Origin of the sequence: Streptomyces sp. NPDC051364, from assembly GCF_040682115.1 — a bacterium.
In the GTDB taxonomy this organism is placed as follows: Bacteria; Actinomycetota; Actinomycetes; order Streptomycetales; family Streptomycetaceae; genus Streptomyces.
The window spans coordinates 26,024-39,392 of sequence record NZ_JBFBAH010000023.1; the positions used below are offsets into that span (position 1 = coordinate 26,024).

General features: G+C 70.6%; 8 protein-coding genes and 3 pseudogenes. 3 read left to right on the top strand and 8 right to left on the bottom strand.

What is annotated here, in order from left to right:
- Positions 1-22: 22 nt before the first annotated feature.
- The 4 genes from AB0M76_RS32300 to AB0M76_RS32315 form a co-directional block, all read right to left on the bottom strand.
- Positions 23-628 (bottom strand): response regulator transcription factor, encoded by a 606-nt coding sequence (locus AB0M76_RS32300; protein WP_365956295.1) that lies wholly within the window; start codon positions 626-628, stop codon positions 23-25.
- A 372-nt stretch (positions 629-1,000) separates the two neighbouring features.
- A complete protein-coding gene (locus AB0M76_RS32305) occupies positions 1,001-1,507 on the bottom strand; it encodes a GNAT family N-acetyltransferase (protein WP_365956297.1) in 507 nt (168 codons plus the stop codon).
- The gene (locus AB0M76_RS32310; RefSeq protein WP_365956298.1) at positions 1,500-2,765 is read right to left on the bottom strand and encodes an MFS transporter; all 1,266 of its coding nucleotides are present in this window, start codon (positions 2,763-2,765) and stop codon (positions 1,500-1,502) included. Before AB0M76_RS32310 ends, AB0M76_RS32305 begins: the two co-directional genes overlap by 8 nt.
- A gap of 9 nt (positions 2,766-2,774) precedes the next feature.
- Complete coding sequence (locus tag AB0M76_RS32315) at positions 2,775-4,760, bottom strand: YcaO-like family protein (protein ID WP_365956299.1); 1,986 nt, start codon at positions 4,758-4,760, stop codon at positions 2,775-2,777.
- 760 nt (positions 4,761-5,520) lie between these two features.
- Here AB0M76_RS32315 and AB0M76_RS32320 point away from each other — a divergent pair.
- Together AB0M76_RS32320 and AB0M76_RS32325 are read left to right on the top strand one after the other, a co-directional pair.
- A pseudogene (locus AB0M76_RS32320) lies at positions 5,521-5,670 on the top strand (DedA family protein); the annotation flags it as partial.
- A 606-nt stretch (positions 5,671-6,276) separates the two neighbouring features.
- Positions 6,277-8,763 (top strand): annotated as a pseudogene (locus AB0M76_RS32325) (SpoIIE family protein phosphatase); the annotation flags it as partial.
- A 464-nt stretch (positions 8,764-9,227) separates the two neighbouring features.
- On the opposite strand, the gene AB0M76_RS32330 reads toward AB0M76_RS32325, so the two are convergent.
- On the bottom strand, positions 9,228-9,830 hold the full coding sequence (locus tag AB0M76_RS32330) for a TIGR03086 family metal-binding protein (RefSeq protein WP_365956300.1): 603 nt from the start codon (positions 9,828-9,830) through the stop codon (positions 9,228-9,230).
- A 103-nt stretch (positions 9,831-9,933) separates the two neighbouring features.
- A pseudogene (locus AB0M76_RS32335) lies at positions 9,934-10,008 on the bottom strand (DUF6193 family natural product biosynthesis protein); the annotation flags it as partial.
- 496 nt (positions 10,009-10,504) lie between these two features.
- Between AB0M76_RS32335 and AB0M76_RS32340 the strand changes: the two are divergent.
- Positions 10,505-11,029: a hypothetical protein gene (locus AB0M76_RS32340; RefSeq protein ID WP_365956301.1), complete on the top strand. Its 525-nt coding sequence runs from the start codon at positions 10,505-10,507 to the stop codon at positions 11,027-11,029.
- A 93-nt stretch (positions 11,030-11,122) separates the two neighbouring features.
- Here AB0M76_RS32340 and AB0M76_RS32345 read toward each other — a convergent pair whose 3' ends face one another.
- Positions 11,123-11,752, bottom strand: coding sequence for a class I SAM-dependent methyltransferase (locus tag AB0M76_RS32345; RefSeq protein WP_365956302.1), 630 nt, complete (start codon positions 11,750-11,752; stop codon positions 11,123-11,125).
- A gap of 385 nt (positions 11,753-12,137) precedes the next feature.
- Positions 12,138-13,259 carry a nucleotide disphospho-sugar-binding domain-containing protein gene (locus tag AB0M76_RS32350; RefSeq protein ID WP_365956303.1) on the bottom strand — a complete coding sequence of 374 codons (1,122 nt, stop codon included), beginning with the start codon at positions 13,257-13,259 and terminating at the stop codon, positions 12,138-12,140.
- Between the last annotated feature and the right edge of the window lie 110 nt (positions 13,260-13,369).

A 13,369-nucleotide genomic window follows, 5' to 3' on the forward strand; every position in this document is an offset into this window, starting at 1 on the left:
TCGGAATTCGACCCACTTCGGATCAGATCCATTCCAGATTCCGGGCAATGCGCAATGCATCAATACGGTTGCGTGCACCTATGTTCACCACGATGGATGAAATGTAGTTGCGAACCGTCCCTTCCGACAGAGACAGTCGGGCGGCGATCTCCTCCACCGTGTCACCGCGGTCGAGATGCTCGAGCACGGACAACTGCCGGGGGGTCAGCGGGCAGTCTCCATGGGCCACGGCCGCAACCGCGAGCTCGGCATCGAAGGCTCGCTCACCCTCGTGCACCAGAAGGATGGCCTCGAGAAGGCGCTGCGGCGGGACACTGCGCCGTACCATTCCGCCGATTTCCCCGGCGAAGGCCCTGCGGACGGCGGATCGGACACACGCGGTGGCAACCAACAGCGTGCGGACCTTCGGAAGGATGGCGATCTTCTCGGCAATGTCGACGGTTTCCTCGTCCCTGCCTTCGAAACTGATGATCACGACATCGGGTCGATTCATCTCAGCGAACTCAAGTGCGGCATACCTGTTGTCCACCGATCCCACGACTCTGATTTCCGGCTGCTGTTCCAGCAGTGCCGTGAGCGCAAATCGAGACAGGGCAAGATCATCGTAAACCATCACATCGACACTCATTCGAATCCCCCGATCAATTGAGACGATGCAGCCGGCCGGGCGGGCGCGACCCGGAAGGCGTGGGCATACCGAACACCCTTGCATGCGACGCGTTTCGGACGTCGAATCATCCGCTGCCTGTGTCAGGTCGTGCTCGCGGATCAGCTTCCGGTACGCGTATCAGGGGCGCGGAGAGCCGCACCTGGGCACCCGCGGCCCTGGGGTGACGCTCGGCAGCACGCAGGTAGCGCACGCTGCACGCCGACCGCGCGCCGACGGCGGAGCTCCACTCTGCGGCCCGGGATGTAGCGCGGCGATGGCGCGAAATGGTGTGCGGTCACTGCTCCGGGTCGGATCCACCAGAGCCTCGGAGGGGATGACCAGGTCCCCCGGTCACCGCAGCGGCGTCAAAGGGAGTGCAAGGAGGTCCACACCGTGCGGCGGCCCCGTGAGTTCGCCGACCTTCGTCCAGCCCCACCGCCGGTACAGCTCGCGCGCCGACGCCTTGCTCGACGCGGCGAGTACGGCGAACGGCTCGGTGCGGTCGGCCAGCAGCAGATCCAGCAGCTCGCGCCCGTGCCCGCGGCCGCGCAACTCCGGTACGACCGCGAGCTCGTAGACGTAGAACAGCGGCCGGCGCAGCCACCGCGGCGCGGGCGCGGCGGCACGCGGATGCCACCATCCCTCCTCACGGTGCACGCCGTAGGCGAAACCGCTGAGCACACCGCCGTCGAGGACGGTGGTCACGGAGAAGCCGGGCAGCGCCGCGTGGCCGGCCAGCTCTCGGGCGAAGTCGTCCGCGGCTGCCGCGTCCTCGTGGTAGGGCGGCTCGTGGTAGACCCGGTGGTAGACGTCGCGGAACTCCTCCGGGCGGCGGAGCTCGGCCGCGCGCTCAGCCATGGACGGCCTCCCGCTGGGCGTGTGCGGGCAGCACACGGTGGAGTCGCTGCAGCACCACGACCGCCGCGAGGCAGCAGAGGCAGAGCGCAAACCACGGCAGGCCCGCTCCCCGCGCCAGCAGCCAGGTGAAGACCGTCGGCGCCATCACCCGGGCCAGGCTCCACATCAGCTCCTCCAACCCCAGGTACCGGCCGCGAAGATGCCCTGCGGCGATCGCCACGGTCAGCGCACTGCTGGTCGGGGCCTGGAGCAGCTCGGCGACCGTGAAGACGACCATGCCGAGGATGAGCCCGCCGAAGGCCAATCCGACGTGCTCGCCGGACACCGCCGCGAACAGCGCGAAGGACACCATCCACAGGACGGACGCCACCTGCAGCACTCTGGTCCGCCGGTACCGCTCGACCGCCCTGGCCACTGCGGTCTGCGCCAGCATCACCATGACGGTGTTGATCGCGAACAGCATGCCCGGCTGCCACGCCGGCAACCCGCGTGCCTCGATCACGTAGGCGCTCAGCAGCATGGTCAGCGCGAGGTCGCACAGGGCGAACACGCAGACGGTGGCCAGGACGCCGAGGAACGCCCGGTCGGCGAGTACCTCCCGGTACCCGTCGCGCCGCTGTTCCGGAGCGTCCGCGGCCGGGACCGGGCCGCCACCGCCGCCGGAAGGCAGCACGATGGTCCGGCGCCAGGTCGCGACCAGCCCGGCGGCGACGAGGAACGACACGGCGTTCAGCGCGACCACGGCGGTGTAGCCCGAGGTGCCGCCCCACCCGACGAGCGTGCTGCCCACCAGTCCGCCGGCGCCGATCCCGACGTTGCGCAGGGACCGGTCCATCGCGTACCAGCGCGCCCTGTGCCCGTCGTCGGCCACCTGCGCCACCAGCGCGGAGACCGCGGGCCGGAACAGGCTGTCACCCCACAGGGTGACCGTGACCAGCGCGACCAGCTGCCAGGGAGTGTCGGTGAACACGTAGGCGGTGAAGGTCAGTACACGGATCAGATTGCTCGCGATCAGCACGCGGCGCGGCCCGATCCGGTCGATCAGCGGGCCGCCCAACGGTCCCGCGGGCAGCGAGAGCAGCGCGCCGACGGACAGCATGAGGCCGACCGTGGTCAGTGGGATGCCCTTGGCGGCGTGGAAGTACACGACGGCGAAGGGGAGAAAGAGCCCGGTGCCCAGAGCATCGACGACCTGCGCGACGATCAGAGGCTTGCGGCCTTTGGTGTTCGGCAGGCCGAGTGTGTCGATGACAGCCATCGGTATCCCTCACGCGTGGGGTAGTGGGAAGACGTTGAACTCCTCCTCGGCCAACGGCTGCGACCGCCAGCCGAGCCGGACGCCTGCGCGGCCGATCCTGCCGTCGCCCCACATGGGCATGCCGGCGGGGAAGTTCGACACGAGGCCGGGCACGATCGTGTGGGCGGCACTGAACCCGGCCGCTTCGGCGTCACAGGTCGTCAGGTCGACACTGATCACCTCGAAGCCACGGGCCTCGACCCGTTCGCGGTAGGCCTCGAGGCTCCTCTGCTCGAGCGCGGGCAGTCCGTCCCAGGGGCGGGTGGGGAGGTCCAGTACCCAGGGTGCGACCCGCTCCCCCGCCCGCGGGTCGAGGTGGACCTGCTGCTGGCACAGCAGGTCCCGGACGTCGCTGAAGTCCGGGCGGTAGGAGTCGAGATAGCGCCGGTCGGCTCGGTACGGCTTGAGGTTGCCCAGGTGCGGCAGCTCCGCCTGGCCGTCCGCCAGCGTCTTGTCGTCGTCGAGGAAGCGGCAGGTGTGGTGCAGGGTGAACCCCTCGGCGAGCGCCTTCTCCGCCGCCTCCTGCGGGTCGGGCCGGGTGGCGAAGCCGATGCCCAGCCACCCGGCGGCCCGGTCGCGTACGACCGCGGCGAGCACCGGGACGTCGAACTCGTTGTCCAGATGGATCAGGCTGATGTCGTAGGCGTCCAGGCTGTCGGCGACCAGCTCGCGGATCCGGTCGGGCATCGGCAGCCGGGGAAGGCGGGCGGCGTTGGCCCACCACAGCATGGTGGTGTCCCGCTCGATCACCTCTTCGAGCCCCGAGGTGACGGCGTACTCCTCGCTGACACCGCAGGCCACGCCGGCCACCAGCGGATCGGAGTAGGCAACCGGGTCGTGCTCTCCGTGGGCGACCAGGAAGGCGGGCACCCACGCCGGCTCGCCGGTCGTCCACGAGTGGCCCTCGACCCAGGCGCACTCTGCGTCCACGGTCAGCGGCGCGAAGGGGAAGCCCTCGCTGCGGTACTGCCGCTGCGAATACAGGTGCAGCCGGCGCGGATCGAGCGCGGGCACCCCGGCCCTGCGCAGCTGGGCGTAGCTGCCGAACCGGAGCCGGTCCTCGGGCAGCCGGCTGCCGCAGTATCGTTCGACCGCCTCGCCGACGGCGCTGCGGCGGGCGGCGCCGAAATCGGACCAGGACGTGCCGAACGCCTGCCGGTCGTTGGGCCAGTCCGCGACGCGCCGCATGTCGGCGACGTCCACCGCGCACACCCGCAGCCGCGCCGGCATGCCCGGCAACGGAGCCAGCTCCTGAACGCCGGTCACCACGCCGACCTGATCGTCGACGAGCAGGTCCGCCTCGGCGTCTCCGCGCACCACCGGCCGCGGCCGCGTCGGAACCGGCAGGATGGTGCGCTCGATCCGGTCGAGCCGGCGCGGATCGAGCTCGACCTCGTCGACGGTGGCCTCGCCCGTGACCCAGCGCTCCAGGTACGTGCCGAGCTGTGCGGATGTCCAGCGGACGTCGCCGTCGCGGAGCCGGTGGCCGTCGGGCTGCGGCGCATCCCGCACGGCCTCGACGACCCGCGGGTCGTGCGCCGCGCTGAGCCGGCGGTCCAGCACGTCCGCGAAGTCCGCCGTGGTTCCGGGGGTGATGGCAGGACCGAGGACGGCCCGGCCGCGTTCATGGCGCAGCGGCAGCCAGCGCAGGCCGGACCGGGCACACAGCTCGTCGATACGGCTCAGTTCCCGGTGGCCGGAGTATGAGAAGGCGGCGACGAGCACGGTGTCGCGGACATCGACGACGGACAGGTCCTCCGGGGCCGGCCCGACATGTGCGTAGCCGGTGGTGCTCAACGCGTGGGCGAGTGGGGCGGTGAGCTCCGGCGCGCCGGTGATGAGGACCGTCGTACGCGCCACGCGCGCCGCCCGTTCGGCGTCGACGCCGGCCCCGGCCGGACGCAGGCAGCCGTCTTGCCGCAGGACGTCGACCACCTCGGCGTATTCGGAGGTCATTCCCTCCAGCAGTTCGCTGCGGGACCTGGTTCCGTCGCAGCGCGCCAACCATGCACGAAACTCTGATGTGGGGGCGGATATATAGAACTGCCCACCGTTCGGGGTGGCGAGAAAGCACAGATCCTGCTCGAGGTCGTATATCTCAACGTCCACGATTTCCAAAGCGGTGTCGTCCGCCGACATATCAGCCCCCATAGAAACTGACTCCTGGTGCAAAGTGCCACGGTCCCGGGAGAACCCCGGGACCGTGGTCGAAGGACCTCAGAGGGTCAGCTTCACTTGGCGACCGAGCGGTTGTGGACGACCGCACGGTTGTGCACGACCGCGCGGTTGTGGACGACGGCGCGGTTGTGGACCACAGCGGTGATGGCGTTGGTCTTGACGGTCGAGATCATGGTAATACCTCCCGTTTGGCTGTCAGTTACGAGAAATACGTTACGGGCATTCAGCACCGCCACCTAGGTGCATTCTTCACGAATCCTCGTGGATGGCTCACGGGTTCACCCGGAACTCCCCGTCCGGGAATACGGAACAGGGATACGGCGTCTGTCGGCGAGATGTCCGGCCTTCCGGCGGGGCGTCGGTGAGCTGGAGGCAAGGCCCTGCGGTTTCCGCAGGGCCGGCACTGCGGAAAACACCACTAGGTCGGACGGCAACCCTCATACCCCCGCTGAACAGCGGTTTCCAGGCTGGAAGGGAATCGGGGCAGCTGCTCCGGGCGACCGACCCGGCCAATCTTGGAGACCACACCGTGCACCTCATGTACCTGCCTCTTCCCCAGGCGCCCGCCGACGGCTTCGCGGGCTGGGCCGCCGACCTCGCCGACACGATGCGCGGCCCCGTGGCCGGCCTGGCCATCGCACTGGAGAACCTCTTCCCGCCGCTGCCCAGCGAGGTGATCATCCGGATCTTCGTCCTGCCGGCCCTGATGGCGGCCCTCGGCAAGTGGAGCTGGTGGCCGGGCGGACTGTCCGGCGGCCACCGTGCCCAGCATGCCGCGGGCTCCGGCCGCGGGGCCGAGGCCACGCCCCGGCCCCGCCCGACACCCGCGGACGAGCCGCAGTACGCAGGATTCGGCGCCCCGCAGGCCGCCGGCCCCGGCGCCGGGTACCCCGGTGGCGCCGTGGCCCTGGCCCGCACCGGTCATACGCAGGCCTGGCCACCGCTGCCGCAGCGCCACGACGGCCGAAGATCGTCAGCCAGGCCCTGGGCCAGGTGATCGACCCGGCTGCGGCCACTCCCGCACCGCGCGCTCATCTGCGAGGGCCGAACAGGGCCCCGAGACCTCGCGACGCCGCCATGAACGAGCCGATCGGGAGCGCGCCGGCCATCGCCCGGGCACCTGGGTGCACGACCTCGTGCCCGCCCATGGCCGCATCCGCCGGGCTACCGGCAGGGTCCACGCACCAAGGGCTCCACCGGCCCCACCAGGACTCTGTCCGCTCCCGACTCGCCGTGACGGTGTGGGGCGCGACAGCATGGAGGGAGGGCGGTCGGCCGCGGCTGCCCTTGCAGAAAGGCGTTACAGACCGTGACGAGCCAGCGCTTTGCGTTCTGCGGGGCTGAGCTGGCCGCTGTCTACGTGCTCGCCGACGGCCGCGAGGAACTCCATCTGGCCGAGATGACCGGAAACCGCTCCATGCTGTACGGGCTGCCGGCGGTCCTCTCCGTGGACGGGCACTCCCCGGCCGCCGAGGCCTACCGCTCGGGCCGCCCGCTGTGGCTGAACCCGAAGGAACTCGCCGCATACGTGGAGGAGGACCCGCACCACTTCCCCGGACGGGTGCGGGACGACTCCGTCAGGGTGTCGCCGGCCAGGCTCTCGCTCGGCGCCCTGCCGCTCGGGCACGGCTCCAAGGAGCTGGGCTGCCTGATCGTCGCCGGCAATGTCCCCGACGGGTTCAGCAACGACCGCCGAAGCCTGCTGGAACTGTACGCCGACCAGGTCGCCGCCGGACTCGCATCGGTGGCCGCCCACGCGCCGGGGCGCACGGCCCCGCGCCCCGTGCGGGGACACACGCTGGTGCCGCTCCGGGGCGGCGCGTTCATCCTGGAACTCGGCTCCGGCCACATGGAGGCGCACGCGCGCGTACTGGAACTGCTCGGGATCCCGCCCGACCAGTTCGACGGCAAGGTGGAGACGCTGCTCGCGAGTGCCGTACCGGACGACATCCCTGCGCTGATGGCCGTCGTGGAGCCCGACAGGCTGGCGTCGGGTCCGCAACAGCTGGCGTTCCGCATCCGCCGGCCGGGAGGTGAACTGCGCTGGCTGGGCCTGCGGTGCCGGGTGATGACGGACGACGACGGCAACCCCGTACGGGTCCTCGGCGTGGTGGCCGACGCCTCCTACCTGCGCCCCAGTGCCGACGAAGTCTCCATCGTGCAGCGGCTGTCCGCCACGCTGGCCGGCGCGACGACCATCAGGGACGTCAGCCAAATAGTCGTCAACTCCCTGCGCGGCCCACTGGACGCGAGCCGGGTGGCGGTCGCCGAGCTGGAGGCCGACCGGCTCGTGGTCACCGTCCTCGACCCTCCCGAGCCGCAGGCATGGCCGGGTATGTGGCGTTCGGAATGGCGGTCCGAGTGGCCGGACGCCTCGATGCACGACCTGCCCACGCTGCAGACCGTACTGCGGGAGGGCCATGTGAGCCTATGGCCGCCGGGTGCGGACCTCGAACCCGCTCTCGCGGGGATCGGGCCCGGCGGCCTCGCGGTCCTGCCGCTGCCGGCGGACGGCCGGATGGTCGGCGTCTGCCTCGTGGGATGGGACGGTGAGCACCGGTTCGGACCCGAGGAGCGGTCGCTGCTGACGGCCACCGCGGGGCTCGTGGGGCAGGCGCTGATGCGCGCGCACGCGCTGAACGCCGGCCACGAACTCGCCACGATGCTCCAGCGCAGCCTGCTGCCGCGCAAACTCCCTTCGCTGCCCGGTGGGGTGGCCGTCGCCCGCTATCTGCCCGCGACCGCGGGGCTCGAGGTGGGCGGCGACTGGTACGACGTCATCCCGCTCGGCGACGGCCACGTGGCGCTCGTCATCGGCGATGTGCAGGGGCACAGCGCCGGAGCCGCGACCATCATGGGCCAGATCCGGACGGCCGTGAGGGCCTACGCAGTGGAGCGCCACCCGCCCGATGTGGTCATCGCCCGGGCCAACCGCCTGCTCGTCGGCATGGAGACAGACCTCTTCGCCACCTGCCTGTACGTGGACCTGGACATGGAGGAGGGCATCGCCTGGTTCGTCCGCGCCGGGCACCTGCAGCCGGTCCTGCGCAAGCCGGACGGCAGTACCGAGGAGATACCGGTCGAGGGAGGACCGCCGCTGGGAGTGGTCACGGACGCCGAATTCCCCATGACGGAAGTCGGCTTGCTCCCGGGGACGATGCTCGCCCTGCTGACGGACGGCATGGTCGAGTCGTCCAACGTCCGTCTGGAGGACGGCATGCGCCGGGTGTGCGACGTGCTGGCCTCGTCGGACCCGGCCGACCCGGGGATGGTCGCCGACGAGCTGGTCGCGCGGGTCAACCGGCGGGACGACGACGTGGCGCTGCTGCTCCTGCGCTACGACGGCACCCGCGTCCGGCCGATGCGGACGAACTGGACCGTCTGGCGGCTCCCCAACGCCGTCCACCACGCTCGCCGTTTCGCCGCGCGCACACTGCGCTCGTGGGGCGTGGCGGAGGAACTCGACATCGCTCTGCTGGTGGTCTCCGAGCTGGTCACCAATGCGATCGCCCATACGCAGGGAGAGGTGCGGCTGGATCTGACGTTGTCCGCGGACCGGCTGCGGATCGCCGTGAACGACGCCTCGCCCCGCAGCCCGGTCAAGCCTGGGAACGTGGACTGGTCGGCGACCGGGGGCCGTGGAATCCTCATCGTCGAGGCGACGACGGCGTCGTGGGGCTCGGTGCCTCTCAGCGGCGGCAAGCAGGTGTGGGCGGAGGTGCCGCTGACCACCCCACGATCGGCTCACCAAGCGCGCTCAGCGGCTCCGCCCGGAGGCTGATGACGCTCAGAGCGAAGGGGCTGAACGTCTCCTATGAGGCCTTCTTCCGTGTCGTCGATGGTGGGCACTGGGAGAAAGTAGGCAGCGGACGCGCCTACGTCCGGGCCGGCGAAGCCATCGGCCCGGTCGAAGTGGGAAGCACGACCCGGGTATGCGGCCCCGTGAAGGTCGAGATCCGAGTACATGCCCGGGCCGACGGCGCTGCTTGGAGCGGCTGGTCTCCCGCGGCCACGAAGCAATGCCAAACCTGAGAGCCTGGATGCTCTGTGCCCCGGCGGGCCGGGGCACAGAGAACGGAGCCCCGGCCTCAGCCGCAGCCCATCGGTTCGCAGGCGAGCACGCCCAGCCGGAGCCCTGCTCGGGCGGGCCAGGTACGGCTGGGTCCCGTCGACCGCCATGGTTACAGAGGCTCACGGCTGCATGACCGACCGGAATGCGCTCCGGATGGACAGCTGTGGCCTACCTCATGCAGATGTCGGTGGCGTCCAGCCCGGGTCACGCCCGCTCAGCCCGACGGCCCGGTCCAGCAGCGGGGCGTCGTCCGGTACGGGTACGACCGGCCCGAAGATGCCCCCGCCTCGGTCCCCGTCCTCTGCAACCGCCAGCAGGAACACATGCGAGGCGCGCAGCGCGGCCTGATCGGGTGCGTACTCCTGACCGGTGGCCCGAGCCAGGTCCCATCCGTGCAGCACCAGTTCGTCGGCAGCCACCGCGGCCGCGATTTCGCCGGGCAGGTCCACGCCGCCCGCCCGGGTCATGCCGGTCCAGGCGGCCGGATCCTTCCAGGCTTCGGCCAGTTCACCGAGGACCCTGGGCAGTTCCTCCCGCCAGCGGGCGGGCAGGGAGGGCGTGGCTGCGCCGGGGGCCGTGTCCGTTGTGGGGCCCAGGTCCTTGCGGGCGGCATCGCGGAACGCGACGGCGAGGCTTGTGAGGTGACCCAGCAGGTCGCTGACCGCGTACTCGGGACAGGGCGTCCGGTCGGCGAGGCGGGAGTCCGGAACGGCCGCCGCGAGACGGGCCACGATCCGGGCTTGTGGTCCGAGGTCGAAAGTCCTCGTATCGGTCATCTGCCACTCCTCCCAGAGGATGGATCTGAAGGGTAGACCGGCGGCAGAGCCCGTACTCATCGCAACGCGCCCGCCGATCAGGCGCCGGACGGTCCGATGACGGTCAGGCGCGGCGGGTCGTGGTCGAGAAGCACAGCGCCCAGTGGCTCATGAACGGAGAGAGGGCGCGCAACAGCGGCCCGGCGCGCGTGCCGCCTCGATCAGCGCCTCGTACGTCTCCTGCCGGGCGTCATCCTGTTCGCCCGCCTCCAGACCCGCGCCCTGCCACTCGGAATCCGTCAGGCGCGCGGGATCGCGGTCGGGCCCCTCGAACCGGCCGGTCAGCGGCACCAGGGCCGCCGGGGCGGATGTCGTCCGGGGCCACCCCGTCGTGCCGAACCCGGGCAGCTCTGGCGATCTCCGCCAGGTCGCATCGGCGTTCGTGCCGCAACATCAGGCATAGCATTCACCCTCAATCCATTGCAACGTCGAGGATGGATGCTGTTGCATTAGACTCAAGGCGATTGCAACGATTTCGCCGCCTTTACCTGCAATAATGCCAATTATGCGCAACAAATCAGTTGCTCGATCGATGAATGCAACGTAGCGTTTCACTCATCAGAAACAACGGACCCGAAGGCTTCACAGGCCGGGAGGTGCGCGTTTCACAAAGGGAGCGATCAAAGGGGTCGGACATGGAGACAGCACAGAGCCGGCAGCAGGCGACACCCGGCGCCGTCACCGCCTTCGCCCGCTTCGTGCTCTGTGGCGGCGGAGTGGGACTCGCCTCCAGCCTCGCCGTGGCGGCCCTCGCCGTCTGGGTTCCTTGGGGCCTGGCCAACGCCCTGATCACGGCGGCTTCCACGCTCCTCACCACCGAGCTGCACGCACGCTTCTCCTTCGGCGCGGGCGGGCGCGCAACCTGGCGCCAGCACGCCCAGTCGGCCGGGTCCGCGGCGGCGGCGTATGCGGTGACCTGCGTGGCGATGCTTGTCCTGCACCAGCTGGTGGCGGCACCCGGTGCGCTGCTCGAGCAGGGCGTCTACCTGTCCGCCTCCGCAATCGCCGGTGTCGCCCGGTTCGCGGTGCTGCGCCTCGTCGTCTTCGCACGGAGCCGCTCGCAGGCCGCGGCCGCCGTCCGCACCGCCCGTCCCGTACACGCGACCGCGCCCCGCGCCGCAGCACCGGCCGGCCCTGCGGAGCTCTGCCGCGCCGCATGACCGGCCCGCCGCACGGCATGTCGCGGCACGCTACCCGTTCGTGATCAACACGGTCCCCTTTGAAGAACTGTCGCCGGCCGACGCGGGCACGCTCTACTGGCGGCGGGCCAGCAAGTGAGCGTCGAGGAACCCCCGCTCGGAGGCCGGGTCGTGGAGCAGCCGCGCGAAAGTCGTGAGCCCGGCCCCGGTCAGCAACTCTGCGAACCGGTCCACCGGCCAGCTGTAGGCGGGGGTCACCTTGTGGTCGAAGCGGACCGGCTCCGGTCCGTCGGTCGCGAAGAACGAGACCAGGAGCAGGCCCCCTGGTGCCAGGACACGCACCTGCTCGGCGAGCAGCACGGGCAATTCCCCAGGCGGAGTATGGATCATCGAGTAGTGGGCCAGCATGCCGCCGAGCGCGCAGTCCTCGACCGGCATGGCCTCCATCCGCGCCTCGTCGAACCGCAGCGCCGGATGGGCCCGCCGGGCGTGGTCGATCATGGCCGGGGAGATGTCGAGCCCGAAGGCCTCCAGCTCCAGGTCGTGGAGCATGGCCGTCAGATGTCCGGGCCCGCACCCGACGTCGGCTGTCCGCAGGTTCCCATTGCCGCGCACCAGCTCGGCGAAGGTGCCGATCATGGCCCGCGTGAACGGCCGCGTCTGCAGCCGATCAGCGAACATCGACGCATAGAGCTCGACGATCCCGTCGTAGGCCGCCCTGGTCTCGTCCTGGTGTTCCACCACGGGATAGAAGCTAACATCCGCGCCGTTCACCGCCGTTCCCCGGCCCCGTGCCGCACCCCCTGGGCAACCTCGACCCTCGTCGGGCGGACCCTGAGTTGGAACGTCAGGGGTGGAAGGAACGGTGGGACCGGTCCACCGGCGACCTGCGACCTGCGACCTGCGACCTGCGACCTGCGACCGAACAGGAAAGCTGCTGGCCGGCCCCGAAAGCCGAGTCAGGGACAGCGCCGGTCTCACATCGTCGGTGCGAACCCGCCAGCGACCCCCACCCACAGGTGGTGAGCCCGCAGGCCACAGTCGCAGATCACCCATTTCTGGCGGAAGCTGCCAACGCACCACGGTGGCGGGGCGACGGGCGCCCCGCCACCGGCGGTTGTGCTGCATCCTACGAGGCGGCCAGGGCCTCCAGGGCGGGGACCGTTTCGGCCGGGGACGGCAGGGCGGCGTTCTCCGCCTGCAGGCGGGCGGCGGCCTCCTGCAGGGCCTGGTCGGTGATCAGGCGGGTGAGGAGCGGGGCATCGACGTCATCGGAGGCGGAGCGCAGAGCGGCGCCGGTCGCGGTGAGGGCGTCGGCGTTGGTGAAGTGGTCGGCGCCCTGCGGAAGCAGGAGCTGGGGCAGGCCGGCCTGCAGGGCGGTGAGCAGGGTGCCGGAGCCGCCGTGGTGGATCAGTGCGTCGGAGGCGGTCAGCAGCTCGGCAAGCGGGACCCAGGGCAGCGGGCGGACGTTGTCCGGGAGGGTGCCGAGCGGGGTGAGGTCGGCGTCGCCGACGGCGAGCAGGAACTCCGCGTCCACCGCAGCGGCGGCCTCGATCAGGCGGATGATGGCGCGGACGCCGTCCATCTCGGTCAACACGGTGCCCAGGGTGACGGCGACGCGCGGGCGGGTGCCGCGGCGGAGCAGCTCGGCGGGGACGGTCCCGCCGCCGTTGTAGGGGATGTAGCGCATCCGCAGGCCGCCGGGGTCGCCGCCGAGCGAGGCGGGGACGATGTTCAGCGCGGTGGGCTCGGCGGGGCCGGCCACCTTGTACGTCTCGTACGCCTCGGTGAAGTTGGCGGCGAGTCGGCCGACCATGTCGAGGCCGGACGTGACGCCGAAGTTCTGGATCACCGACGGGATCTTGAGCTTGGCTGCGACCAGCGGGGCGGAGGCCTGAAAGGAGTCGTAGACCAGCAGGTCCGCGCCCCAGTTGTCGGCGGCGTCCAGCAGGCCGTCCACGGTGGGGCGGGAGACGAGCGCGAAGCCGTGGGCCGCCCTGTCGAGAATCTGGTCCGACGTCATGTCGGTAGCGACGTAGCGCACCTCCTCACCGGTGGATTGCTCGAACACGTCCCGGATGGTGCGGCCGTCGCCGATCTCGACGATCGGAAAACCTGCCTCGCGGAGCCGGTTCAGCGGCTGCGAGCTCGCGAACAGCACCTCGTGGCCGGCGGCGCGCAATGCCTGCGCCGTCGGGATCATCGGGAAGAGGTGGCCGGCCGCGGCCGGTCCGGTGAAGAGTATGCGCACGGTTTCTCCTTGCCAGTGGTCTACCGGTCCAGGACGAGTCGTGCGGGCTCGCCCCGGTTCGCTTCGGTGAACTGACGGGAAGGGAGCTTGTGTTCCCCGACGAGGATCGA